This is a genomic window from Ohtaekwangia kribbensis, from assembly GCF_042676245.1.
GTDB lineage: Bacteria > Bacteroidota > Bacteroidia > Cytophagales > Cyclobacteriaceae > Ohtaekwangia > Ohtaekwangia kribbensis.
In genome coordinates, this window is the sequence record NZ_JBHTKA010000002.1 from 182,244 (window position 1) to 208,987 (window position 26,744).

Consider the following 26,744-nt stretch of genomic DNA (forward strand, 5'->3'; position numbering starts at 1 on the left):
AAAAACAATAGGAATATCCTGAAAATACCACAATCCTCGGAAGGTCTGTTCTGTTATATTAATTTTGACCGAACATCGGAATTATGGACAGTCGTAAGAAAATAATCCTCCTGGTGGCATGTACAGCCGTTTTATTTGAAGCGCTCGATATAGCGATCATCAATCTTGCCATGCCGCTTGTACGTGCTGATTTTGGTTTGGACAACAGCACGGTGCAATGGCTTCAGACAGTATATATACTTTCGTATGGTGGCTTTATGATTGTTGGTGGTAAACTCGCTGATCTTGCCGGCCGAAAGAAAATCTTTATGATTGGAGCCGCGCTGTTTTTGACCACATCGCTGGGAGCTGCGCTGTCATTTACCTTTGAGCAACTTATGATGTTCCGACTGGTGCAAGGTATTGGCGCTGCCTTTGTTATGCCGTCTGCACTCTCTATCATCACGCACACTTTTGAAGAAGGTCCTGCGCGCAGCAAAGCCATTGGTATATTCAGCGCGTTTGCGGCAATTGGTTCCGGTACGGGGCTTTCTGTCGGAGGAATTATTGCTACGTATAGCGGATGGCAAGGTGTATTTTTTATTAACGTGCCAGTGATCGCAATTACCTTGTGTATAGGATACATCTATATACCGGCAGATGCACGTGTGCAGCAAAAGAATCGTGCTGATATATTTTCGGCCGTAATACTCACACTGGGTATTATGCTACTCTCCTACTTCGTACATGAACTGATGCATTTTGGTGACTATCCGGTTATGATGACCGCCATGCTGCTGTGCATTATTGCAGCGATGTATATCTTCATCTCCCGGAATCAAAAACGTAAAGATCCGCTGATCGACTTTTCAATCTTTCGTTCTGCCCTCCCCTTGCAGGGAAATATAGCGTCTGTTTTTCTGGGGGCTTTCTTTACCAGTTATCTTTTTATACTGTCACTCGTGCTTCAGCAGAATATGCAGTATGACACCGCAACGGCCGGGCTATTGCTTTTACCTTTCAGTATACTTTCGGTGATGGTGGGAAAATTCCTGATACCGGTGCTCGTTCGCAAGATGCCTGTTCAGCAATCATCGCTATTGGGAATGAGTACGATGTTGCTCGGAGGTATATTATTGATTGTTGTTCTGACGACAGGCTATCCGCTGATTATTCTGCTGCTTTCGGTAGCGTGTGTTACGGGCATTGGCATTGCTGTGACCTACACAAGTCTTACCGTTATGGCGATGCATGGTATACCGCAGCAACATCATGGGCTGGCATCCAGTGTGGCAACTACGGCTTATTTCTTTGGTGGTGGTTTGGGGCTTTCGATTCTCGGGCCCTTTCTCGAACTCAGTGTAAGTGAAGGGTCTATAAATATACTCCCGGCTATATGCCTCACGTTGTTTGCCGCTGCGGGTGTGATGTATTTACTTTTGAATAAGCGTGCTGTAGCTATAGCAGCGTGATGAAACCCAATTGCACAGACCCCACAAAGGAGACCACAAAGTTCGCCGAAGAGATTTCCGTCACATGCAACCTGGATTAACGATTAAATGATAACTGATAACCCTTAACGAGGCCAACACTAATCCGCCCGATTCTTCGGACAAACGATCTCCCAAAGGTGCCCGTCAGGATCTTTAAAGTAGCCGGTATATCCCCACGCTTCTTCTTTTGCAGGACTGGGTATAGATCCGCCTGTATTCAACGCTCCCTCTAATATAGAATCAACTTCTTCCTTGCTATCAACAGCGCAGGAAAGTATACATTCTACCGAACTATGAGACAGGTGGGGCTCCGCCTGTGCCAATGTAGAGAACGATGCGAATTGATTTCGTTCGATCAGGAATAAAGAAAGTCCTCCGTCTAACTCAATCGCGATGATGCCTTCATTGATGCCCGGTGTGGGCAAGCCAAGACCATCGCGATAAAAAGTCAGTGATCGTTGCAGATCACTGACGGGTAATGATATTACATTTATTTTGGGTTGCATGCTTAAACTATATATTGAGGGTTACAGATATAGTATAAATGTTATTTGCGTATCCGGCCGGCAGCGGCTTCATCGAGGAACCAGTGTAAGGAACCTCCGTTTGGACGGATCAGTTGCGCAGGATATTCCTGTATATTCTGCCCTCCCTCCAGCACATGCTGAACAGCTTCAGCTTTCGATGGCCCATATACCAGGAATGCAATGGTTGCAGCCTGATTAATGCAGGGAGCTGTAAGCGTTATGCGATTCATTTTTACTTTATCGATATATAGCGCCTTTACCAGCGAATCCTTCTCCTGCAATACACTGGTATGTGGAAAGAGAGATGCCGTGTGTGCATCATCCCCGAGTCCTAGTAACACAAGATCAAATCGTACAAGACTATTAACAAAATAGCCTTGCAGATCTTTCTCATAATCCAAGGCAGCTTCTTCCGGAACGAGCTCTGTTTTCATACGGAAGATTTGTCCGGGAGAGATTTGTAATGCATCGAAGAGCGCTTTCTTTGCCATCAGAAAATTACTATCTGGATGATCAGCCGGGACATAGCGTTCGTCTCCAAAGAAGAAGAATACTTTAGTCCAGTCGATTTGCTTTCGATATCGATCAGACGCCAGCAACTCAAACAGCTTTTTAGGAGAACTTCCGCCCGAGAGCACAAATGAAAATCTTCCCTGTTGCTGAATCGCTTCGTTTGCCTTGGTTACAACAAAATCAGCGAGTGCAGTTAACAGTGTATCTGCATCGGTATATATATGCTTCATTATTTCTTTCGATCGTTCTTTAGCGGAAGAGTAAACCAATGGAAACCATCCTGCGCGATTAATGCTTCAGCAGTTTCCGGTCCCCATGAATCGGCAGAGTAATTTGGAAAGCTGAGACTTTTCTTTCCACCCCATGCATTCAATATAGGCATGAGTAGATCCCAGGCAGCTTCTACCTGGTCGCCACGCATAAAGAGTGTCTGATCTCCCAGCATGGTGTCCAGTAACAATGTTTCGTATGCTTCCGGGGTATCGCCGGTATAGGTACCGTTGTAATCGAATATCATATCCACCGGATTCAGCGTCATATCGAGTCCCGGACGTTTGGCCTGAACCTGCAAACGAACACTCATCTCCGGCTGTATACTGATGATCAAACGGTTTTGCTGCCATCCTTCAATGGCTTCAGACGGGAATATCATGTGCGGCACATCTTTGAACTGAATGGTGATAACGGATGATGACTGATGCATGCGTTTACCCGTGCGCAGGTAAAACGGAACACCATGCCAGCGCCAGTTGTCGACAAAGAATTTTATCGCTGCAAATGTTTCTGTATTTGAGTTTGGATTTACGCCTTGCTCCTCGCGGTAGCCCAGCACTTCTTTACCTTCAATCCAGCCCTTGTTATACTGACCGCGAACAGCATTCTTCTTAATGTCTTCCGGACTGAATTTACGCATCGAATGCAAAACGTCTACTTTACAATCGCGTACTTTATCGGCTTCAAAACTTACCGGTGGTTCCATCGCTACGAGGCAAAGCAATTGAAGTATATGATTCTGGATCATATCACGCAAAGCTCCTGCATCATCGTAATAACCACCACGACTACCCATACCGAGCTGTTCGGTTACCGAGATCTGCACGTGGTCGATATAGTTCCGATTCCACAGCGGTTCAAAGACTGAGTTGGCAAATCGAAAAGCCATAATATTTTGTACAGTCTCCTTGCCTAAGTAATGATCGATGCGGTATATCTGTTGCTCGGAGAATACACTTCCCAATAATTGATTGAGTTTACGCGCAGACTCGAGATCATGTCCGAACGGTTTTTCAATCACGATGCGTGATCGTGTCGTGTCTTCGGCCAGTTTATGCTTCGCTATATTTTCAGCAATCGTGCTAAAGAAACGTGGCGCTACCGCGAGGTAGTAAATCACGTTTGGATCCGTACCGGCCTCTTCACGAAAAGCTGCTATACGTCTCGATTGTTCCTCATACGTTTTGGTATCGTTGATATCGGATACCTGGAAGAACACATGCTGAACGAAAGCATTCCATTTTTCAGGCTGCGGCTTTCCGCTTCTCGAGAACTGGTTTATATCCTTCAATAATACTTCGCGGAATTGATCATCGGTAAACGCGGTGCGTCCCATGGCCACAATGGAAAAGTGACTCGGCATCCAGCCATCTACAAAAAGATTGTAGAGAGCCGGCACGAGTTTACGCGAGGTAAGATCACCGGTGCCACCGAAGATGAAAAATATAGCGGGCTGTGCCTTGATAGAATCTGTTGTTGCGCTCATTAACGATACGTTGGTGTTGTACTGTATATATAGGTGTTAAGCGTTTATTTGGCGAACCATTGAGTATGGAATACCCCCTCTTTGCCAATGAGCTCGTAGGTGTGCGCACCGAAGTAATCGCGTTGTGCCTGAATCAGGTTCAATGGCATGCGCTCGCTGCGGAATGCATCAAAGTAACTCAGCGATGCTGTGTACGCTGGTATCGCTATGCCGGCAGCGGTTGCTGCTGATACAACGGTACGCATACCCGCCAAAGCTCCGTTTACTTTCTGGGCTATACCTGCATCCAGCAACAAGTGTGGCAAGGTTGTACTTTTCTTGTACGCCTGGTATATATCTTCCAGGAATGTGGAACGGATGATACAGCCACCACGCCAGATCAGCGCGATCTCGTCCATCTTCAGGTTATAGCCATACTCCGCAGAAGCCTGCGATAACAAGTGCATACCTTGTGCATAAGCAATGACGGTGCTGAAATATAGTGCCTGCTCAAGTGATTGAATGAACTGTGCCTCGTCAACATTCAGCTTCAGTGAACCACTTTTATAAAGTGCTGATGCATCAGTACGCAGCTTTTTATACTTTGACAAGTCGCGCATGGATACCGCTGTATCGATCGTTGGGATCGGCAATTGTAAATCCATCGCTACCTGCGATGTCCATTTGCCGGTTCCTTTTGAGCGTGCTTCGTCTTTGATATCATTCAGTAACAGGTGATCAGCACCTGGTTCTTTGAATGCAAATATATCGCGCGTGATCTCCACGAGAAATGACTGCAATCTACCTTCGTTCCACTGACGGAATGTTGAATGAATTTTATCGCCTGGCAGTTCGAGTCCTTTTTGCATTACTTCGTACGTTTCTGCGAGAAGCTGCATCAAGCCATACTCGATACCGTTGTGTACCATCTTTACAAAGTGACCGGCTGACCCGGGACCTATATACGTAACGCAAGGATCGCCTTTTACTTTTGCAGCGATAGCTTCAAATATAGGTTGAACAACTTTATAGGCATCCGGATTACCACCCGGCATCATACTCGGACCTTTGCGTGCACCTTCTTCACCACCTGAAACGCCCATTCCGAAAAAGTGAAGTCCTTTGCTCTTCAGTTCTTCTGCCCGGCGATTTGTATCTGTAAAGTGTGAGTTACCTCCGTCAATAATCAGGTCACCGGCATCCAGCAACGGGGCGATCTCCGCTATAGCGCTATCAACAATTTTTCCGGCCGGTACCAGCAGCATTACCGCGCGTGGCTTCTGCAGGTTATCAACAAACTCTTTCAACGATGTAAATCCCTTTACATCACCTTTTACAGCTTCTTTACCCAGCATGGATACTTTGACAGGATCTTTATCGTAACCAGCCACTTTAAATCCGTGGTCTGCCATGTTCAAAAGAAGATTGCGGCCCATGGTGCCAAGACCGACCATGCCCAAGAGATAAGAATTATCTTGCATTGTTATAGAAATAAAATATTATGTGATACAGATTTATATACGTATGATTTATACAGTTCAGTTCGCTACTTCTCCAGTTGCTTTACTTTGTTAAGCCTGCGCTGATGGCGCTCGGCAGCGGTAAATTTAGCTTTCAGAAAAGTGTTTACAAGTTCTTTCGCCATTTCATCGCCGGTAACGCGGCCACCCAGGCATAGCAGGTTCATATCATCGTCTTCAACACCCTGGTGTGCCGAGAAGTGATCGTGTATCAATGCCGCCCGAACTCCGGGTACTTTATTTACAGCGATGGATGCTCCTACACCACTGCCACACACTGCTATACCACGCTCTACTTCACCGGTAGCAACTGACTTCGCCAGAGGAATAACAAAGTCCGGATAATCATCGGTGTCATCACGCTCGGTGGCGCCAAAGTCTTTGACCTCATGTTGTTGCGCCTGCAGAAATTTTTTAATCACTTCCTTTAGTGCAAAACCTCCGTGGTCCGCAGCGATGCCTATTTTCATTTTGAGTTTGTCATTGGTTTGGAGTCACAAATATTGCGGGTTTTAAATTAAGCAAAGGTTTGGATTCCATCATTATAGTTGGAATTTTTGTAAAAATATAGCCGCTTTGGTACGTAGTATTGGAACTATTTGCAATACGACTGATACCCTGCACAACACGCTATATTTCCAAATCAGACAAGAAAAAATGTGAATATGACACGTGCGTGGTGGTGTCTATAACCTCACTTCGAGCGTGGGCTTTGAGTTCATGTGCCTTACTCACTGCGAGAAAGTCCTGCGTTGAAGCAATGTGAGCATCACGTAAGTATATATTTCATACGTTGCTGTGCTTTGAAGGAAAGCCTTGGGGTTTCTCGCGGGTAAAGTACATTTCCAGGGAAGAATGGCTCGCTTGAAATGACGACTATAGATAAAGAAGTTTAGCAAGCGGGTTTCTTGCAGGAGGGGCGAATTCTATTGGAAATATGGCTCGGCCGACATGATGATTACTTTGTTTAGGCAAGCACTTGATCAGATCTGATGGTTCCACACGATCGAGTATCCTCCCTTCGCGCCTGATCACGGCATATACTTGTGGAGAATGACGTGACGCTCGTTTCCTGTCGTAACGATCGAACAGCCATATCCTGCCATCCTTCTTGTATATAACTATATCGTTGTGATGCAGTTGACTCATTTTGCTGATGACGTACTCAATATTGATCCAATTTATTCTGTAGTATCTACCGAACTATACATACTCGCTTGAAATACGCGAATGAATGATCCATCAGTTCTTCCGGAAAAGTATGGTCAGGATGCGCGGTATGGAATTCCGGTCATCGTCATCGAAGTATTCATCGAAACTGGAAACGGTAAGTCCATGAGTACGAGCGGCCTGAATAAAATCAGATACATGGTGATTGAAGCACGGAACTATATGTGTACCCGCTTCGGTATCAAACCTAGCCTTCGATCCGGAGTATTGTTTAAAGGGATGGAGTTCGCCTATATACAGGTACCCCCCGGACTGTAGTACACGTGCCGCTTTTTCGAAGATTGGCTCCAGGTGCTCGATATGCTCCAGCACCAGGCTGAACACTACCAGGTTGTACACGCCTTCTGCAAATACCCACTCCGTTGTAATATCGGCTTGCCGGAAGGTTACGCGATCGGTTTGTACCTTTGCCTTCGCTTTGGCAAGCATCTCTTCCGAAAGATAAACGGCGGTAATGTGTTTTGCTTTTTCAGTCAGCCATCGTGTATTCTTTCCTGTGCCACAACCTATTTCGAGGCAGCGGTCAACGTCAATCGCGTGAAGCGTTTTCCGAAGCGATTTCGCTTCCAGATCACGCGTCTTGTTTTGATTGGTATCGTATTGTGATGCCCACGCGTTGTAAGCTTGCTGTACATTCATAGCGTTAATCTTTTGGCCTCAGCTTTATGCTACCTGGTATACTTACTTATCCGATAAACCTCTTCCTACATTTCCATCCCCTACTCCTTCGTCTTCATCTTCATCCGTATCGCTATATTCAAGTGAATTGTCATCCTCATCCGGCAAGCCTGAAAGTTCTTCGTGCTGTAGGGACTCCAGATTCTCTTCGAATGGTTTTGCTTCCTGATCTTTCTCTGTACCCTTTCCTTTTCCTTTAGCATCCGTCATAACCCTACCTGTTTACAGAATAAAACTACCGGGTATATTTATACTTTCCAAAAGTACACAAGCGCGATTATGCTTTGACGGGCACTAGTCTTTCAACGGTTCAAAGTGTTTATCGAGAATCTCAATCACTTCCCGCTTGAAGAGTTGCTTGCTTCCCTCGATCACATCCAGGTGGTTAACTTCAATGAAGTGAAGCATCTGTCCGTAATCTGTGCGCTTGGTAAAGAAGTAATCGCGAAGCTCATCAATAATGTAATGCATCTTGTCGCGCTCGTTCAGTTCTTCATAGTACTGACCTTTAACAAAGTTTTTCAAACCAACCTCGGTGAGAATTTTACTGATAAGCATCTGCCGGGTATTTTGTACGAGGTTGATGTGATCGATGCGGTATGTTTCCAGCGGATCGAACTCAAGCTGTACTTCACTCAAACACAATTGTATATACTGATCAATCTCGGCAAAGAATATAGCCGAATCTATATGACTGTTTTCCTTTTCAAGAACCTGCTGAAATGCAGAACGATAACGCTCCAGATTTATACCGGCATGTTGCAGTTCAATCAGTTTACTTTTAATCTGCAACGCTTTCTGTGGCGATACTTTCGCATTGAAACGGTGCTGGATATATTCTTCCAGACCTTTCTCTGCCAGCAACCTTGCGATGAGACTTTTACGTGCATCCTGCAAAATCTCACGCACTTGCAGAGGCACCAGGTTCATGTCCCAATCCTCTATTTTCCGTACTCCGTTGAATGTTTTTACCGTTCTCATACCTCTAATTATTTTAGATATACAAACGTATAAAAACTAATTTAATTAGTAAATAAAAAGCTGCATTAATTTAACAATGCAGCTTTGAATGATGAATTGCGTGTTATCAGGCCAGCAGGTGCGGCTTCTGTTTATAGACTGTCCATACAAATTCACCGAAGATCGTGTTTGCCCATGCAAACCACTTGCGCGTAAATTTCTGCGGATCATCTTTGTGAAACGATTCGTGCATGAAGCCTGTACCACCATGTGTGGCTTTCAGCGTATGAAGACAATCTTTAATCTCCTGGTCGTTTGTGCTGGTAAGACCTTTCATGATTATACTCAATGGCCAGATCATATCGATACCGGCATGTGGTCCTCCTATACCCGATGCAGCCTTTCCTTTAAAGAAGAAAGGATTGTCGTCTGAAAAGAGGAACTTGCGCGTGTTCTGATATATAGGATCATCCGCTTTTACGGCGCCCAAATATGGTAATGAAAGAAGGCTCGGTATATTGGCATCGTCCATCAGATTATAGCTTCCCATACCGTTCACTTCGAACGCATATATCTTGCCATAGGTGGCATGTTCTACAATGCTATATTTCTGCAACGCATCGGATACCTCCTGTCCAAGCTGTGCCAACTCATCTGACAATGCTTTGTCTTTCGAGATAGCGAGTATCATTTCAGATGCCTGCTTCAAACTTACTACTGCAAAGAAATTGGACGGTATCAGGAATGGAAATATAGTAGCATCATCGCTTGGGCGGAACATTGAACAGATCAGTCCAACCGGCTTCACAGGATATCCATACCCTGCCAATGGCACACCATCAGTTGCCCATGCTGTTGTACGCTGGAAGGTATAGGGGCCAGGACCGTTTTTACGTTGCTGCTCTTTGAACACTTTCAACGTAGCCTGTATACCTGACTTCCACGCGGCACCAAACGGTGTTGTGTCTTTGGTCATTGTCCAATAGTGATACGCGAGTCGGATCGGGTAACACAATGAATCGATCTCCCACTTGCGTTCATGTATACCCGGCTGCATGGCCGTGATATCATCTTTCCACTCACTTACTTTTGCATTGTCGTCATAGAATGCGTTAGCATACGGATCTTTCAAAATGCATTGTGTCTGACGATGGATAACACCGGCAATCAGGTTCTGCAGTTCCGCATCTGACTTCATGAACGGCAAGTACGGCCATATCTGTGCTGTACTGTCGCGAAGCCACATCGCATCTATATCTCCGGTGATAATATAGGTATCCGGATTCGTGCCTTTCGATTTTACGAATACGGTGGTGTCCAATGTATTCGGGAAACAGTTTTCAAACAACCAGCCGAGTTCTTCGTCCTTTACTTTTGTTTTGAATTCTTTAATGGCACCTTCCACAGACTTGCTTGAAAAGTGACGCTCTCCGACTGTGGGACGTTTTGAAATATACTTTGACTGCTCATCTGCCATAACCGATGGCACGTTTATCATTAAACCTGCGCTCACCAATCCGGCACGTTGCAAAAATTCTAGTCTGTTCATTTCTATAGGTATTTCAGTGTTGTTATGATGGATGCTCATTCACGAAAATCAATCAACCTCGTTGAGCCGGGGCAAAATAGAATATCACTGTAAGAAAAACAAAGTTGCACGCTCCGTTTTTACGCGAATGGATATTCGTGCCTTCGTGCGAACGCACATCTTACCTTGTGTGATGCGCACACTGCAATGAAAGAATATTGTCCACATGCTTCCTCATGTTCCAAAGTTTATCGCGCTGCTTCTGCCGGCATAATTTTATCCGTGCATAGCATTAAAAAAGCCATGAAAAAAATAACATCATTTTTAATCGGCATGTTTTTCATAAGCATGGCGGTTCATGCACAGTCAAACGACAGCACACGTTCACAAAATTCATCATCCGAAAGACGACAGCAGCCCAGCAATCAATTCAAGCAGCAGGACTATACACTTATTCAAACAGCTGATATACCGGAGTCGCTGCGCAAAACTTTACAGAACAATGAATACGCTGGCTGGGAAACCGGCAAGGTATATGAAAGTAAAAATAAAGATGGTTATTGGGTGCGCATTTCAACCGGCAGTGATGTACAGAATTTCTTTTTCGACAAGAACGGACGCTCCATCAATGCAAAAGGTCCGGGCGTAGGTAAATCTCCGGAATAAAGATTGCACTATCATATAACACATATAACATTGTAAAGCTGAATTGTCTCTCGTATACAATTCAGCTTTCTTTTTATAGATCTTGTTTCTCCTTCAACCTATATTCAATAATTACTTGGACGGACTCAATCACTACCTGAAAAAAGAATAAGTTTGCCATCTCGCCATACCCGAATAGAAAATCAGCCGAGCATGAACGAAGTATGAAGATTACTTTCCTTAAAGCATTTCAGAGTTGGAACTACCGTTTATACTTTGCGGGACAGTCTGTATCGCTGATCGGTACCTGGATGCAGCGCACTTCGGTATACTGGCTGATCTACGAAATGACGCAGTCTTCCTTTATGCTCGGGGTTGCTGTCTTCGCTGCGCAGTTCCCGTCCTTCCTGTTCTCGATTGCCGGAGGTGTAATTGCCGACCGCTATAATCGTTACCACGTATTGCTGCTAACCCAAATCGCTTCGCTGATACAAGCAGTACTGCTCACAACACTCGTGCTACTGGACAGTTATGACGTGTGGCACATCCTTACCCTGAGTGTGCTGCTCGGCATCATCAACGCATTTGATGTACCGGCACGACAAGCACTGGTATATGACATGGTAGACAACAAGGAACATTTACCGAATGCTATAGCGCTGAACTCCTCCATGGTACACACGGCACGACTCATTGGTCCTGCTATAGCCGGGTTAGTGTTGCAGCAATATGGAGCCGCTATATGTTTTCTGATTAACGGTCTAAGTTTTATAGCAGTGCTCACATCGCTGCTGTTTATGAAGCTTCCGCCTTATAAACCGCGCGAACATACCAGCAACGCTATTACCGATTTAAAGGAAGGTTTCGGCTATCTGAAAAATACACCTTCTATCAGCATGGTGATGATGATGCTCGCCTGCATGAGCCTGGTGGCGCTGCCCTATATTACCCTACTGCCTATATATGCAAAAGAGATCTTCAACGGAGAAGCTTCTGTGTTCGGATACCTGAATAGTTTTATAGGACTCGGTGCTGTAAGCGGAGCTTTTTACCTGGCATCGCTCAAGGCCGGATCAAACCTGAAGAAAGTATTATTCTTTAACACGCTTGTTTTTGGTTTGGGATTGATCGTGTTCTCGCATCTTACCAGTTTGCCCATTGCCTTGTTTGTTATAGCGGTAACAGGTTTTGGTATGATGTCGCAGACTACCATTAGCAATACCTTGATCCAGACAACGGTAACGCCCGCCATGCGCGGACGTGTGCTGAGTTATTATGCCATGGCCTTTTTTGGCATGCAGCCGATTGGAGGTTTGCTGATCGGTACGCTCTCGCACTATGTAGGTGCTCCCAATACTATATTGATTGAAGGATTGGCAACGTTGCTGATCGCGTTGATATTCTTTCCATTCCTTCGCAGAGACTTACTGAAACGCCGACACCGAATGAAACTGGAACAGCTTGAGGAAAGATCAATTGAGACAACGTAGCGGGTTGTATATATAGCCAGGGTAACGTACATATACTTTCACGGTAGCAGACTTTACTTCCAATGTAAACTCAATCCTTTATCTTTTCCATAGATCGGATCGAGCGATGGCAACGGTACCGCTGCTATATTTCGAATTGCCTGTGGACGATCGTCCGGAGCGCCACGTTTTATATCGTAATCACGCCCGTCTGGGTAAGCACCTACTACACCGAAATTATCTTTATCACCAAGGTTCTTGTGACCTACACCGGCCGGGATAATAAGAATGTCACCCACCTGTACATTTACCTTTTGTCCTTTTTCACCGCCCAGGTGTAACAGGGCCGAGCCGCTATATATACCCAGTACCTCGTGTGTGATGCTGTGATAGTGATGATAAGAAAACACCCCGTTGCGCCAGGAGTTAGTCCAGTTGTTAGCTGCAAACGTATCTTCGAGCCAGCGCGCCCCGTTTTTATCACGCTCAGCAAAAGCATTTCTGTATACGATTAACGGGTACCGGCTGTTGGGTATAGAACCGTCATCGGTAAAATGTAGTAATTCAGGTTGTACAATGTGTGCTGCCATAGCTTTGCCCTTTACACCCAGAAGGGATATAGCAGCAAGTGATAAAAATTCGTTCCTGTTCATAGCATGTATAGTTTTACACCACGATGCGCTGCAGGACAATCTCTTAAAATAAATATCCTGCCATTACGATCCTACCGCTTTACTGCGGCCCACGACCAAATACAATATCGAACCAACAAACGGAATAAAGATGATGACAAGTGCCCAGATAATTTTAGTAGCACTGTCGCTGAAGTCTCTTTTTACCAGGTCGATAATCGCCCACAACCAAAGTATTCCGGGCAATACCATGAATATAGATAATGGTAAAATCTCCGAAGCACCAATGCCTCCCAAATACAACAAAACGTTCTCTTCCATAGGTATTAGGTTATAATATAAAGGTAATGTTCCGCAGATACCTGCTGAAATTAAACACCGGCTTATTCTACCAATTAACCTATATTATGTCGCAGAGGGCTTCACATCGATCACCGAACGCTTCGGGTCAACGGCCGCACCGCTGTAAATACACTTCCAGCGCGAGCCTTGCTCAATGCCCTCAACCGTATTGCCATCTTCGATAACCGAGCCATAATCATATATATACTGGGCATAAGAATATAGCAGACCGGCAATCTGCCCGGGGTCTTTCTCCGAGAACTGAATTTGAAAATCCGGTAATCCCAACGCATGCATACCAATGCTATCCATCAGCATTCCGCTTCCCGTTACATTATATAGGCGTACATTAAGCAAGGCATATAGATTTTCGAAACCATGCTCCTCGATTTGCTTCAGGTATTCTGCAGGATCAATGAGTTTATCGCTGGATGTGAAATATAGCGCCTGGGGTTTCATCGCTTTCACTACTGCGGAAAGAAACTTCTGGAAGTAAATAACGCGGTCGCGATACGGTAATGGAAGTGCCATCAGGTCTGTTACCATCAGCTCGTGGGTACATGTAGCGCCTACCTCTTGTGCGGCATGCCAATGCCACGCCTGGCGATATGCGTGGGTGAGTGTATCCTGACTAAAAGGTTTCTCTGGTTTAAATATAGTGCCCTGGGCAGGAAGGTCTCCCTCGGTATAGTGCACCATATAGTTTCGAAAAAAATACTGACGCGACCGGTCGCTATCTTTACCCGAAATGTCAGTTGACGAAAATAATGGAAAATTTCTCACAAGCTCCTGTTCAAGTATAGCATCTTGCCATACGGGTTCTTTATCAAACAAAAGCTTTACCATAAGCATCTGCATCTCGTTGGCAATCATCGCCTTCTCTTCTGCTATATTCTTTTTTTTACCCCAGTTGAACAGTGGCATACTATATTGATTTAATGGAACCTTGTAGTAATTCTTACATCGCCCCTTGATAATGGTCGAAAAGTTACCAAAGTATAATCAGTTATTACCTAACTTTCAAAATCATTTAATACTGACTAAATATTAGCAGAAGCATGAGTAAATCCAGAAAAACAGTTGCCGAAAATCATGGTCAGAAAGTAACATCGAAAGAGCTGGCAACTATCAAGAGACTGATTAAGGAGCATACACCTACTGCCGACATCGCGAAAGCTGTGGGACGTTCACTGGCCGCTTTACGAAAAATTACTTTCCGTGCAGGATTATCGTTGCGCAACAGGGTGGCTACTGTAAAGAAAGCAGTAAAGCCATCGGGCGCCAAAAAAACTAGCAAAAAGTCAGCACGTAAATCCAAGCGTGGCCCTATATTAATTCATTAAGCCTTACCGCTTTACATGTAGTATATACACGACACTCCGCAGCCCGTTGGGTGAGACGATGTTTGTATAGGGTTATCCATAACCTATAATACTGGTAGATATTCTTTAACATGTAATGTGAGTATTTGATTCTTCCCTTCGGTTAACGCTGCCGGGATGTAGTGCCGTATTGCCTTTCAACCTGTTGTTTCAGGCTATATTTCCTCCTTGTGTTGAATACGAACCTGATACGGTGTATCTGTTTACGGAGGTATAACTATTTCATTTGCATGGTTTCGTGCGGATCGCAATGAAAGCCTATAACTTCATAATCCATACTGCGCAGCAAAAGCAGAAGGTGTACACCTATTTCCCAAAAAAACTCTCGTGCAGGTTGCAACATCTGTACAGCGATATATACCTTATTTTTCGCACCCCGATTTTTCCGGTAGCATTGCAATTCTGTGTTTGCACTTCATAAAAAATGTTCAAATAAAAATATCGTCACCATCAGAAGTTTAACGTTTGCTCTTTGACGTTGATCCTAAACTGCCTTTCCGATTAGCAAACATTTTGTACATTTTCCGGGAAGTTGAAAAGTGATAGAAACGAAAATTAAGAAAGGAATGCAGGCTATGAAAAATTTATTCCTGGAAGAGACACAGGATACGCCCCGCGTGACGTTGAACAAGAGTGATCAGGTTTTCGAAATATCCGGCAGGTCACTACCTGAAGATGCAGTTGAATTTTATTCCCCTGTGCTGGATTGGATTCATGAATATTCACAGGAGCCTAACCCTGCAACTGATTTTGCTTTTAAACTCGAGTATTTCAATACAGCATCTTCCAAACTCATACTCGATATGATGATGGCCCTGAAGGATGTAAAGGGTGTAAAGATACTCTGGTACTTTTACGAAGACGATGAAAGCATTGATGATGCCGGTAAAGAATATGCCGAGCAGGTAAATATTCCCTTCGAATTCAAAACCATACACTAACCGATATATAGGCAAGCATCACACAAAAGAAAGTACGAAGCAAGTTCTACTTCGTGTGATGCCAGTCTTTATTCCAGATGTCGGCATATTGATCAGGATGCCGCTCAAACTCCGCATGTACGTACGGACAGAGTGCAATTACTTTCAATTTATGATCGCGCGCGTACTGCACCATGTTCTTTAGCAGTTGACCGGCAACACCTTGCCCGCGAAGTTTATCCGACACTTCGGTGTGGAACACGGTGAGGTTTCCTTTATGTATACTGATCACCATTTCAGCGAGCTGCTCCTCACCTTCTTTAATAAAAAATGAACCGCGTCCCTGGTCATTTAACTGCAGTTGTATTGTATGCATACGTTTAGATTTCCTTTTCGTCAGTTTAGTAGTTCATAGTCCGTTCGGTATAGCCTTGCCGTTGCGCATTGCCTGAACCGTCCGTTGGCGGACTTTATTGTTCATGTGCGAATCAGGAGAATCACGGCTATAGTCCTATTTTGAACTGAAAAATCAGTATTTTTCCTATGGCATTCTTCTTGTCGCGTACCGGTCAGACACACGGAACCAAAACCACTGCGTAATGTTACAAAACTATCTGCTCATTGCTATACGCAATCTTCAGCGCCAACTCTCCTACTCGCTCATCAACATCATCGGCTTCGCGATAGGCATTGCGTGCAGCCTTGTTATCTTCATGTATATCTACGGTGAGTGGAGTTACGATCGTCACTATACCAATGCAGATCGTATTTACAAAGTGGGTGTGTCGTTCTTTAACATGGGCGGGTTTGCCGTTGGACCAGAAGCTCTGGGAGAATTTCTTCCGAAAGAATATGAAGGGATAGAATCCTTTACACGTGTAGCCCGCAGCAACGATGAGCTGATCACCCGAAACGATCAGTCTTTCTATGACCTGGTATACTATACCGACTCCGCGTTCTTTACGGTCTTCTCGTATGAGTTTATCCAGGGCGATCCGCGTCAGGCACTTCGGCATCCGGCCAGTGTCGTAATCACCGAAAGTGTTGCTCAGAAATATTTTCAGGATGGTGACCCCATGGGTAAAGCAATTGTACTGGGCAAGGATAAAAAAACATTTACGGTTACCGGTCTTGTAAAAGATGATAAACGAAGCTCACAACTAAAGGCATCGATATGGGCCTCGAACGAAAATATGCTCACGCACCAGTTTAACTGGCCGTCAGCCTCTATGTATAACTATATATTGCTGAAAGAAAATCAACGTCAGCAGGACCTCGAAAAAGCACTCGACCGCTTGTTAGAGAAACAGGTATATCCGCAAGCCATGGGTGTGCCCGAGAATATATCTTTCGAAGCCTATAAGGAACATCCGAATGCTGTGAAGTTTTACGTTCATGCATTAACCGATGTACACCTGCAGTCCAAACTCAACTATGAAATTTCTCCTACCGGGAATGAAGCCAACCTCTATATATTTGGAGCGATCTCGGTTTTCATTCTCGTTCTTGCCTCTGTAAATTTTGTGAACCTTACCACCGCGCGTGCTGCGAGGCGCGCCAAAGAAGTTGGCATACGCAAAGTAGTTGGCTCTACGCGTAATAAACTGATAACACAATTTCTGCTGGAGTCAATCGTCATGACAACCGTAGCGACACTCCTATCGCTGGCGCTGGCACAAATATCACTGGATGTATTCCGATTTATTACCGGGGAAACCTTGCTGAATACACTGCTGTTCAATTACTGGAATATACTATTGGTATTTGCCTTTGCTTTGCTGGTAGGTATACTTTCGGGTATATATCCTGCGCTCTACCTTACTTCGTTTAAACCGGTAAGGGTGTTGAAAGGAAATGTATCCGGCAGCAGCGGTGGTTTTCGAAATATACTGGTAATTGTCCAATTCTCCGTTTCCATGGGACTAATGATCTGCGCAGCAGTAGTAATGAGACAGATGGATTTCATGCAGACAAAAGATCTGGGCTTTAACCAGCAAAGTGTTGTTACCATCGACCAGATACCCAAGCTTGGTTCCAGCACCGAAGCTTTTAAAAATATACTTTCGCAACAAGCTGAAGTTACCGCGGTAAGTCTGCACAGCGGAGAGCCCGGCACCAAAGCGGTTATATCATACGCCACCTATCAGACTCCCACGATGCCGGATGCTATTACCCTGAACACGTATTATGCAGACGCACACTATCTCGACCTGATGCATTTTCAATTGATACAGGGCAGAGATTTCGATCACGAAAATGCTTCTGACTCTGCCGCTATCATTCTCAATGAAGCAGCCGTAGCAGAACTCGGACTTGAAAATCCGATCGGTGCTGTTATTAATAAAGAGTTAACAGTCATTGGTGTGGTGCGCGATTTTCATTGGGAATCCTTGCGTGCATCTATAGCGCCAGCGATAATTCGTCCGGGTAATGAATATTTGCAAATGGGCTTTCGCCTGAAAGGTAATGCCAGCGGTTTCCTGAAGAAAGCTGAGACTGCCTGGAAGCAATTCGCTCCCGGCGAAGTAATGCAATATCATTTCCTCGATGAAAACTTCGGACAGATCTTGCAGAAAGAAAAAGTATTGGGTAAAGCTATCGGTTTCTTTACAGCACTGGCCATCTTTATATCATGTCTCGGCTTATATGGACTGTCGGCTTATACAGCAGAACAACGCACCAAGGAAATTGGTATACGCAAAGTTCTGGGGGCATCTACTACGCATGTAGTGTCGATGCTAAACAAAAAGTTTGCACGGCTCATTCTCACATCTGTATTGATCGCGATTCCAGGTTCTTGGTATATCATGGGTAAATGGATTGAAGGATTTGCTTACAAGGCACAGTTGCCGCTGTGGCTATACCTGGCCCCGGTTGCATTGGCATTTGGCATTGCCTTGATCACGGTAAGCTTTCATTCTATAAAAGCTGCATTAATCAACCCGGTTGATACCCTGAAATACGAATAATGCGTTTGTGAGACGTAACAAAAGAACTACTATACAGGCACGATTGTTTTGCTATAGTACGTGTAAACATGAGTACGTGTAAACATGAGCACCTGTATGCAGGAAATCACCAAGACGCTTCACTTACCCCTCGGAAAGAACAGGGTATATACTTTGTTTGTTGACCGCTTCAACGAGTGGTGGCCCAAAGAATATACCTGGTCGCAGGACAAACTTGACGAGATCAAACTCGATGCCCGTGAAAACGGATTATGTTCCGAGACTGGTCCCAACGGCTTTCGGTGCGACTGGGCTACGATCATAAAAATTGAGCGGGACAACATGCTGTTACTGAAATGGCAGATCAGTCCACAACGGGTGCCCGTACCCGATCCGGATAAAGCAAGCGATGTGTTGATACAATTCAGGGAAGACGTTCACGGCTCCACTACCTTCATCCTGCAGCACAGTAACTTTGAAAAGCATGGACATGGTGCCGAAGAATATGTACGCGCCATGAACGCAGAGCATGGCTGGGACTATATATTAAGTCGCTTCTCAGATTTCGTAACGTTGAATCGATAATATCGAAAGCTGCCCGAAGCTTCTTTCTGGTAAGTGAAACCTTCTTTCCTTGTTCTCGTATGAACTTCGTATTATAACGGAGATCATGAAGACAAATCCCTGTATATATCCTGCGATCGCACACACCTGTTTAACAGCGTGTGATGATTGCTCTATATTTCACGGGGGATAACTATATATCGCAGCACGACAGTAATCAAAAAGCCCCGGAGTTATACCGGGGCTTTTTTTATAACTATACAACTACAGTCCATATCCAATTTTAGTATGACAACTGCATTTAAAGTACACACCATTCGAAACAAGGAGATTGTTGAGATACAGGACAACGCACTGATAATTGAGACACCACAGCAATTTCTGCAGCTCATGCTCAACCTGCCTTCTGATAAAGTTATACTTATCAAAGAGAACCTGCACGAATCCTTCTTCGACCTGCGAAGCGGACTTGCCGGTGATATATTGCAAAAAGTAAGCAATTATGTTTTACACCTCGGTATTGTTGGAGACTTCTCGATCTATGAAAGCAAAAGTCTGCACGCCTTTATTTATGAGAGTAATAAATCAAACCGTGTTGTATTTACCAGCACCGTTGAAGATGCACTGAACCGGTTAAGCCAATAAACAAAAAAATGTCATTGGCCATCTATAGCGCGGCCAATGGCATTTCCGAAAATTTACCCATTGGTAGGTTTACTCAAACAAACTTGACATAGTATCGACTAATAACGCTTCGTACGTTGAAGCCAACCTGCCTACCATTGGCCTTTACTTGTGTAATGGTGTAGCTGCAGCACTGATTACCAGCGAAGATATAGTATCATTCCAGGAGGCACCTACATAGCTGGTGTTGGCGGTAAAGGTTGTGCTTGTCCCTGAGAAATTATCGTTTACATATACCGTTACTGTATAGCCCTTGGGTACCGTCAAAGAACTGATGTCATTATCGAGGATACCCATCGCATTCAATTGCGCTTTGGTATATCTACCGGGGACGAGTGCTGCCGTATAGCCTCCGTAATTATAGTCTTTGAAGAAAAACGCTTTATCAAAATTGGAAGCTAACTCCATTATCATGATGCCACTGAGTTGCGTGGAGTAGTCCGTAACTGTTTCGGCTGTTACGTTCCAGTCTTTATTTACAAGCCAGTTGGTTTTATTGATAGCTACTGTGTTTACCTTCTGGGCTGTCGACTTCAAAGCGTTTATATACCGATCGCGTGTTGCAGGTGGTATATTTCCTTCGCGTGCCAACTGATCCAGGTATCGCAGAAATATACCTTTGAACAGACCGCCATCACCATCACCGGTCTCATTAGCCCATAGTACACCGTTATATAAACGATTGGTCATGGCATACTCGGCGGTTTTCACGGCATCATCGAGATATACCTGTTCTCCTGTGACTTTATATAGTTCGAGTCCCGCACCGATCCAAGTCCCTACGTTATAAGAGAATATCCAGTCTTTATTGGTGTGATTTGTTGAATCATTATAACTGTCCCAAACCGCTCCGTTCACCGGATCGATTAACGCACCCTTCATCCAGGTGTATATATCTTTCGCCGTTTGCAGGTCCTGGGCATTTCCATTTATGCGATAGAGTCGTGTAGCAAAAATGATAGCCGGCCCGTTGGTGCAGGCATTGAACGAATGCGGTGCATCCTTGTTCCATTGCAACGCACCGCCTCGCCCGGCATGTTGTCCTGTCTTCATATCCTGCCAGAGTGCCTGCAGGGCAGTCATATACTCGGCATCATTTGTATTCTGGTAAGCACGTAAACTGGCAATGGCAAGCCAGGCCATGTCATCGTAATAATGGGTTGGATATAGTCCTCCATTTTTATCTTTTGTACCCAGCAACAGGTTTTTCATTCGCTGCTTATATACATCGTTTCGCGTGCGCAGATACGCATCGAGCAGAACATCCATACCGTGTGCCTGCCACCAATAATTGAAGAATGTATTGCCTGCATTGTTGTGCAGGTAGTATTTGCCGTCAGATGATAGAAATGTGCGGTGCGTGTTGGCTTGCAACGCATCGGCTACTGGCGTATAGATGGAATGCTGCGAAAAACTCTGATAGCTCGCTATTAATAACAGGAAGTAAAATACATACGCGTGATGCCTCCGTCCGGTACTTTTCCTTTTCTCCATAGAATGAATGATTGTTAAAGGCTTTTCGTCTTAAGACAGGGTTGGTCGGTATATTCCTAAATATCGCAGTAAATTAACGTCACTTCGAGCGTGCGCTTGGGGATCATGTCTCTTACTCACCGCGAGAAGCCCGTGTTGGGGCAACGTAAGCGTAAACTAAATATAAACGCTAGTATTTCATTAGTTTTAAGGTGAGTGTTGCTTCGTCTGGGGAAAGGATTTGTACGATATATATACCGGGTGCGTGATCTTCGAGATTCAGCTTGTACGTGCCTCTCGCTGTGCCCTGATGAATAACGCGTCCGTAGGCATCCGTAACAACTATATCGGCATTGTATTTTTTCGCGAATGCCAGTGTGGTCTCTCCATTGGTTGGATTCGGAGATAACGTTATACTCTTTTCGATGCCATCGCCAATCGCGGTTATGGTGTTAATGATGAGGATGCCGGTGGCTTGTCCTTCATAGTTATCATCCTGCACCGTGGCCGTAACGCTGTATTCACCGGCCGCACTGGGAACAGTAGCCGAACCGTTGTACAGGATCTCCACCGGCAAACCTTCCGGCTCCGTTGATACCACGATCGATTTAGCTTCACCGGTAAAGGTTTGTTCCAGTGAAGATAGGGTTACCGTTGCAGATGCTTTCTGGGACATGATCGGTTTGATTAATGCCATACCCTCACCGCAGCCATTTTCGCCACGTACTTCAATAGAACCCTGCGCTGTACCGTTTGTTGCTTTAACACGGATGCTGGAAGTATTATTACCTTCTACAATTTCAAATCCTTCCGGAACAGACCACCTATAGCTATAGGCCTGCGGCATGGATTCAACTGAAAACGTAGCAGTCTCATTAAACGGAACCACAGAAAGCCAGTCGCCCGAAGGCACAGGGGCTGCCAACGGACTTACAGTGAGTATGATTGACTCTTCATCGTATAGCGCAGGCGAACCTGAATCGGTAGCACGAATGGTGATCTGGTATTGTCCTTCCTGTCCTGGTCCAGGTATCCACCAGAAATCTCCGTGTTCAGGATCAAATATAGCACCTGCCGGCACAATGCCTTGCAGTGAATATGTAATCTGATCTGCCGGCGTATCCAGATCGAACGCAGAAGCATGAATGCTATAGGACGTACCACATCCTCCTGAATTGCCAATCATCATAAGCGGTGCTAATATCGGAGCTGTATTCACTTCGGTTACTTCAACAACAAATGATACCTCGCTATATTTTGAAGGCGTGCCATTATCTGTTACACGTACCTTCACATCATAGCTTCCGGGACCATGTTCTTCCATCGGCCACCAGCTGAATAAACCGGAAGTAAAGTCTATATATGCATAAGCCGGACCCTGCTCAAGCGAATAGGTCAGCTCCTGACCGGCATCCGGATCCATAGCCTGAATTGCAAAAGTTATAGCAGTGCCTTCATCAACAACTTTGTTGCCCGGTGGCGTTATAACTGGTGCACCATTCTCGCGGGTTACGGTAACGGTATACTTTCGCGTACTGCCATTCTCTGCGGTTACATCAATCACAATGCTATTACTACCGACCTGGAGTGCTATCGGTGTGGATGCGGAACCACTGGTTACTTCAGTCCCATTTACTTTTACAACAGAACCTGCTTCTTTCGCAACCGGTGTAACCGTTATTGATGACGTGGCATTCGTTACCGTTGCTGTATACTGCAACGTAGTTGAATTGAATGTCGGTGACAAGGTTCCTGAACTCAATGATATACCCGTGAGTCCCGCAGTAACGTTCTGCAGCTTCGCGATAAAACCAACTTCATTGTTATAGTCAAACGTCAGGCTGCCAAATCTGGCGGTGCCTCCGTTGGACACCCAACCGGTAGCATATACGTTGTCATTTTTATCGACACCTAAATATACATGGTCATGAATGAAGGCATGTGAATTCTGTGTCCACTCGGTTGCACCGGACGCATCTATTTTATGTACATAGCGCAGTGCGTTGATGCCATTACCACCCAGTCCCACATATATATTTTCCCTGGCGCTCACGTTCAGTGTGTACTCATCATCAAAGGCTGTCATCAATCTTGCCCAGCTATATTCACCGGAGGTTATATCCATTTTAGCCAGGAAACCTTCTTCTCCATAATAGTACGTGTCATTCGGTTTCGTACTCTTTACCTCGATGCTACCGAAAGTAATGGATGGACTATACAGATACTCAAATGATCCCAGCACATATAGCTTTCTGTTCCTGATCAATAGTTTCGAACTCAAATACGTAAGCTGCGTCCTGGCAGACCTTACCGTAAGCAGTGCTCCGGTGGTGCGATCATATTCCGTCAGAAACGTTTCGTATACTCCTATAGAATGTGTCTCACCCGCGAATGTTATCTGCTGTGGTTTGTCCCATTGGCTCACGATCCATAGATTCTCTTTATCGGTAAGAAGCTGTATGTTGCCTGAATTGGCTCCTTCGGGTTTATATGCATATTTATTCTTCCACTGCAATTGTCCCGAAGCATCATAGCATCGCACAGTATCGTTATCGTTATATGTGTTGGAGGTATTCGCATAGGTATCCAGCAATTTGCCGATTACAAAAATATTCCCCTCCTGGTTTACCTGTAGCGTATGACCATACTCATCACTATAACCGGTATAAAATTTCTTCATGGCAACCGTACCGGCAGGCGAATACCTGCAAATGAATTTTGAACTAGGCGTACTCCCTGTCCAATCCAACGCCAGCGATTCTCCATTGCCAAAGTTTACCTTGCCGGTGCTATAGCTATATGCATTACTCATGGCACCGGTTACATAGGTATTACCGTCTTTATCCACGAAGATGGTATATACATTCAGTTCACTGCTTGTGGGTGTAATGGCATTGGACCATACTACATTACCAGCGTTATCAAACTTGGCTACAAAGTATTGCTCGTATGAATTGAAGGAACCGCTATAGGTTTTATCGCCCAGCACCAGCCTGCCCATAAACCAGCCTGTAACGTATGTATTCCCGTTGTCATCCGTAGCGGCACTCAGTACCGAACACTGATCATACGAATTACCAAAACCAATTTTTCTAAGCCATTGCCATTCCTGAGCGGTGGCGCTATAGGCGGTTAAGAACAGAACGACTATAATCAGTCGAACAGATATATTTTTCATAGGGGGCTAAGTATCCGAGCTATAGTTCAATCTAACCTGGTAGCTATCATTCTGCTCGCAATTTCTCTGACTCTTCGGGGATAACTTTACTGCAGAGGTTTAGACGAATATGGTTCAAATGTAAAAGTAATTCTCCATGTCGCCAGCATCTTCAGGCCGTAGATATACGGCAAAACTTACATGTCCTGATATGGACAGTAGTGTCTCATGGTTTCCGAATAGAACAAGTAAGACCTTTCGTAACAAACGCCAGCATGCAACGACATATGTACACGTCTAAACATTCACACCAGAAAACATCGATAATGGGGCTAAAAATGTCATCCATAGCCCATCTGTCCAAATTGTCCTGAATCGCAATCCCTGAAAAATATAGTCGAAACCAATATTAGTTCAGGCCATTATTTCCAGTTATCGGTGCGGAAAGGAGATGCAGGAAGTCCTTCCTTGTTGTACAGGTTCGCGTCATCAGGGTTATTCCCCCAGGCATAGCGAACCGCTACCGGGTTCTTTATATCCGGGTGGTATACGATTACGTTATTACCTTCCACATACGCCTTAGCCCAGGCAAATTTCTGATCTTCTCCTGCTATAGCAAAGGCTTTGAGGTAGCCGTATTTATCTTTAACCTGAAGGCCGCTGCCGGTATTTTCGAACGTAAGCACTAGTTTGTTATCAACCTTCTGCATGGATTTATATACCGGTCCGGAGGACACAACGTTCTGGTTATACGCCACTTTAAGCGCAGATAATGCAAGTCTCAAACCTACATCCTGCTTGTTGCGCGGATGTATATCATTAGCCTCGCCGATATCGATGATAACGGCTTGCCCGGTAGCAGGAACGGATAACGTCATACTCTGTGCTTCGCGAAGAGCCGCCCAGTCACTTGAGACAGGAAGAGAATCAGGAGCCATAAAGTTAGCAAGCTGCACCCAGAAGAATGGGAATTGCTTATTCCACTTGGTGCGCCAGTTGTTGATCAACTCGGGAAACAGTTTCTGATATCTGGCTGCTTCCCAGGTGTTGGCTTCACCCTGGTACCAGATCACGCCTTTGATCGGCATCGGTATAATCGGTGCGATCATCGCGTTGTATAGTTGTGAAGGATATGCATTCGGCCCGGTAGCCTGAAGTCCATACTGTGTGTTGAGTACAGAAATTTTATACTGCCACTCACCGGTAAGGTCAATGTGCTTATTATTCACTTCGAGATTCAACTTTTCCGAAGCGCCATATATACCGCCACCACCGGCACCATCGTATACCTTTACGGTCAATACATTTTTTCCGGGTTGCAGTACATTACCTGCTATTGTATAATGGCGATCGATATTCCAGCCGTTCATACCTCCTACCTGTTTTCCATTGAGGTACGTTTCGTCTGCATCATCAATGGGCCCGAGGTGAAGTACCGCTGCTTTACCTATATCTTCAGCACTTACCGTAAATTCTTTTCTGAACCATACGATACCATCAGCATCACCGATCTCGGTTTGTTCCCATAGTTTCGGCAGTGTTATTTTCTTCCAGCCATCCGTATTGGCTGACTCATACCATTTTTCAAGTTTACCTTTTTCATTCGCGACAGCGTCTGCAAATTTACGCTGCTTCTCCGGCACCCCTTTCGCAGCTTCACGAAGCGCTGCCATATCAAGTTTCTTGTATTCATCTTTACCCGACATGATGTCCCAACTCATCCAGGTTTGAATGTTGGTTCCACCCCAGGAGCTGTTCACAAGTCCAATCGGTATATTCAGATCTGCATTCAGTTTGCGTCCAAAGAAATAGGCTACAGCCGAAAAATCTCCGAGTGTATTCGGAGTACATTCCTGCCACTGTCCACCGGCAAGATCTTTCTGAGCATCAAAGCTCATCGCTTTCGGAACGGTAAACAATCGTATCTGCGGATGATTGGCATTCGCGATCTCCTCTCTGGCATGGTTGGTATCTTTAATGGTCCATTCCATATTGGACTGTCCACTTCCAACCCATACATCTCCTATCAGTATATTTCGAAGCGTGATGGTATTCTTTCCTTTCACAACCAGTTCGTACGGACCACCGTGCGGCATGGCCTTCAATGAAACTGTCCAACTACCATTCTTGTCGGCCTTTGTCTTGGCAGTCGCACCATTGAACGTAACGGTAACAGACTCTGATGCTTTTGCCCAGCCCCATACACGAATCGGTTCGTTACGCTGCAGCACCATATTATCGGAAAATATTTTCGGAAGCGTGATCTCGGCATGAAGGGAGAACACTATACAGGATAATACAAAAGCAACAAAGATGCGGGTGCGTAAAGAAAATGTAGTACGGGTTGTTTTCACAGCAAAAA

Annotated in this window: 24 protein-coding genes; 8 read left to right on the top strand and 16 right to left on the bottom strand. The window is 44.9% G+C overall.

The window, feature by feature from the left end; genetic code table 11:
* The first annotated feature begins 83 nt into the window (after positions 1–83).
* The gene (locus ACFQ21_RS10265) at positions 84–1,451 is read left to right on the top strand and encodes an MFS transporter (RefSeq protein WP_377578607.1); all 1,368 of its coding nucleotides are present in this window, start codon (positions 84–86) and stop codon (positions 1,449–1,451) included.
* Between the two features lie 119 nt (positions 1,452–1,570).
* On the opposite strand, the gene ACFQ21_RS10270 is transcribed toward ACFQ21_RS10265, so the two are convergent.
* The 9 genes from ACFQ21_RS10270 to ACFQ21_RS10310 all read right to left on the bottom strand — a co-directional run bounded on the left by ACFQ21_RS10270 (position 1,571) and on the right by ACFQ21_RS10310 (position 10,187).
* The gene (locus ACFQ21_RS10270; protein WP_377578609.1) at positions 1,571–1,978 is read right to left on the bottom strand and encodes a VOC family protein; all 408 of its coding nucleotides are present in this window, start codon (positions 1,976–1,978) and stop codon (positions 1,571–1,573) included.
* 41 nt (positions 1,979–2,019) lie between these two features.
* The gene (gene pgl, locus ACFQ21_RS10275; RefSeq protein WP_377578611.1) at positions 2,020–2,742 is read right to left on the bottom strand and encodes a 6-phosphogluconolactonase; all 723 of its coding nucleotides are present in this window, start codon (positions 2,740–2,742) and stop codon (positions 2,020–2,022) included.
* Entirely contained in the window at positions 2,742–4,271 is a 1,530-nt protein-coding gene (zwf, locus tag ACFQ21_RS10280; protein WP_377578613.1) for a glucose-6-phosphate dehydrogenase, read from the bottom strand. The genes pgl and zwf overlap by 1 nt, the downstream gene beginning before the upstream one ends.
* A gap of 44 nt (positions 4,272–4,315) precedes the next feature.
* A complete protein-coding gene (gene gndA / locus ACFQ21_RS10285; RefSeq protein WP_377578615.1) occupies positions 4,316–5,731 on the bottom strand; it encodes an NADP-dependent phosphogluconate dehydrogenase in 1,416 nt (471 codons plus the stop codon).
* 65 nt (positions 5,732–5,796) lie between these two features.
* Positions 5,797–6,240: an RpiB/LacA/LacB family sugar-phosphate isomerase gene (locus ACFQ21_RS10290; RefSeq protein ID WP_377578617.1), complete on the bottom strand. Its 444-nt coding sequence runs from the start codon at positions 6,238–6,240 to the stop codon at positions 5,797–5,799.
* 772 nt (positions 6,241–7,012) lie between these two features.
* Positions 7,013–7,639, bottom strand: a complete 627-nt coding sequence (locus ACFQ21_RS10295) for a class I SAM-dependent methyltransferase (protein ID WP_377578619.1) — start codon at positions 7,637–7,639, stop codon at positions 7,013–7,015.
* Between the two features lie 42 nt (positions 7,640–7,681).
* Positions 7,682–7,888: a hypothetical protein gene (locus ACFQ21_RS10300; protein WP_377578621.1), complete on the bottom strand. Its 207-nt coding sequence runs from the start codon at positions 7,886–7,888 to the stop codon at positions 7,682–7,684.
* 84 nt (positions 7,889–7,972) lie between these two features.
* Positions 7,973–8,659, bottom strand: a complete 687-nt coding sequence (locus ACFQ21_RS10305) for a hypothetical protein (protein WP_377578623.1) — start codon at positions 8,657–8,659, stop codon at positions 7,973–7,975.
* A 106-nt stretch (positions 8,660–8,765) separates the two neighbouring features.
* The gene (locus ACFQ21_RS10310) at positions 8,766–10,187 is read right to left on the bottom strand and encodes a glycoside hydrolase family 125 protein (protein WP_377578625.1); all 1,422 of its coding nucleotides are present in this window, start codon (positions 10,185–10,187) and stop codon (positions 8,766–8,768) included.
* A gap of 282 nt (positions 10,188–10,469) precedes the next feature.
* Here ACFQ21_RS10310 and ACFQ21_RS10315 point away from each other — a divergent pair, with 282 nt between their 5' ends.
* The gene (locus ACFQ21_RS10315; RefSeq protein WP_377578627.1) at positions 10,470–10,832 is read left to right on the top strand and encodes a hypothetical protein; all 363 of its coding nucleotides are present in this window, start codon (positions 10,470–10,472) and stop codon (positions 10,830–10,832) included.
* Between the two features lie 203 nt (positions 10,833–11,035).
* On the top strand, positions 11,036–12,301 hold the full coding sequence (locus ACFQ21_RS10320) for an MFS transporter (RefSeq protein WP_377578629.1): 1,266 nt from the start codon (positions 11,036–11,038) through the stop codon (positions 12,299–12,301).
* Positions 12,302–12,354: 53 nt separating this feature from the next.
* Here ACFQ21_RS10320 and ACFQ21_RS10325 read toward each other — a convergent pair whose 3' ends face one another.
* From ACFQ21_RS10325 to ACFQ21_RS10335, 3 genes are all read right to left on the bottom strand, one after another.
* Positions 12,355–12,933, bottom strand: a complete 579-nt coding sequence (locus ACFQ21_RS10325; RefSeq protein WP_377578631.1) for a cupin — start codon at positions 12,931–12,933, stop codon at positions 12,355–12,357.
* 63 nt (positions 12,934–12,996) lie between these two features.
* On the bottom strand, positions 12,997–13,233 hold the full coding sequence (locus ACFQ21_RS10330) for a PLD nuclease N-terminal domain-containing protein (RefSeq protein WP_377578633.1): 237 nt from the start codon (positions 13,231–13,233) through the stop codon (positions 12,997–12,999).
* A gap of 84 nt (positions 13,234–13,317) precedes the next feature.
* The gene (locus ACFQ21_RS10335) at positions 13,318–14,178 is read right to left on the bottom strand and encodes a DUF4261 domain-containing protein (RefSeq protein ID WP_377578635.1); all 861 of its coding nucleotides are present in this window, start codon (positions 14,176–14,178) and stop codon (positions 13,318–13,320) included.
* Between the two features lie 134 nt (positions 14,179–14,312).
* On the opposite strand from ACFQ21_RS10335, the gene ACFQ21_RS10340 reads away from it, so the two are divergent.
* Both ACFQ21_RS10340 and ACFQ21_RS10345 read left to right on the top strand, forming a co-directional pair.
* Positions 14,313–14,597 (top strand): hypothetical protein, encoded by a 285-nt coding sequence (locus ACFQ21_RS10340; RefSeq protein ID WP_377578637.1) that lies wholly within the window; start codon positions 14,313–14,315, stop codon positions 14,595–14,597.
* Positions 14,598–15,211: 614 nt separating this feature from the next.
* The gene (locus ACFQ21_RS10345) at positions 15,212–15,577 is read left to right on the top strand and encodes a DUF1987 domain-containing protein (RefSeq protein ID WP_377578639.1); all 366 of its coding nucleotides are present in this window, start codon (positions 15,212–15,214) and stop codon (positions 15,575–15,577) included.
* Positions 15,578–15,623: 46 nt separating this feature from the next.
* Here the strand turns inward: ACFQ21_RS10345 and ACFQ21_RS10350 are convergent, their stop codons facing one another.
* Positions 15,624–15,932, bottom strand: a complete 309-nt coding sequence (locus ACFQ21_RS10350; RefSeq protein WP_377578641.1) for a GNAT family N-acetyltransferase — start codon at positions 15,930–15,932, stop codon at positions 15,624–15,626.
* A gap of 223 nt (positions 15,933–16,155) precedes the next feature.
* Between ACFQ21_RS10350 and ACFQ21_RS10355 the strand changes: the two genes are divergently transcribed.
* The 3 genes from ACFQ21_RS10355 to ACFQ21_RS10365 all read left to right on the top strand — a co-directional run bounded on the left by ACFQ21_RS10355 (position 16,156) and on the right by ACFQ21_RS10365 (position 19,713).
* On the top strand, positions 16,156–18,525 hold the full coding sequence (locus ACFQ21_RS10355; protein ID WP_377578643.1) for an ABC transporter permease: 2,370 nt from the start codon (positions 16,156–16,158) through the stop codon (positions 18,523–18,525).
* A gap of 96 nt (positions 18,526–18,621) precedes the next feature.
* On the top strand, positions 18,622–19,089 hold the full coding sequence (locus tag ACFQ21_RS10360) for a hypothetical protein (RefSeq protein ID WP_377578645.1): 468 nt from the start codon (positions 18,622–18,624) through the stop codon (positions 19,087–19,089).
* 267 nt (positions 19,090–19,356) lie between these two features.
* A complete protein-coding gene (locus ACFQ21_RS10365; RefSeq protein WP_377578647.1) occupies positions 19,357–19,713 on the top strand; it encodes a DUF4180 domain-containing protein in 357 nt (118 codons plus the stop codon).
* Positions 19,714–19,857: 144 nt separating this feature from the next.
* Here ACFQ21_RS10365 and ACFQ21_RS10370 read toward each other — a convergent pair whose 3' ends face one another.
* From ACFQ21_RS10370 to ACFQ21_RS10380, 3 genes are all read right to left on the bottom strand, one after another.
* Positions 19,858–21,246: a glycoside hydrolase family 76 protein gene (locus tag ACFQ21_RS10370; protein ID WP_377578649.1), complete on the bottom strand. Its 1,389-nt coding sequence runs from the start codon at positions 21,244–21,246 to the stop codon at positions 19,858–19,860.
* Between the two features lie 169 nt (positions 21,247–21,415).
* Positions 21,416–24,403, bottom strand: a complete 2,988-nt coding sequence (locus ACFQ21_RS10375) for an MBG domain-containing protein (RefSeq protein ID WP_377578651.1) — start codon at positions 24,401–24,403, stop codon at positions 21,416–21,418.
* Between the two features lie 401 nt (positions 24,404–24,804).
* Positions 24,805–26,736 carry a sialate O-acetylesterase gene (locus ACFQ21_RS10380; protein WP_377578653.1) on the bottom strand — a complete coding sequence of 644 codons (1,932 nt, stop codon included), beginning with the start codon at positions 26,734–26,736 and terminating at the stop codon, positions 24,805–24,807.
* Positions 26,737–26,744 lie beyond the last annotated feature (8 nt).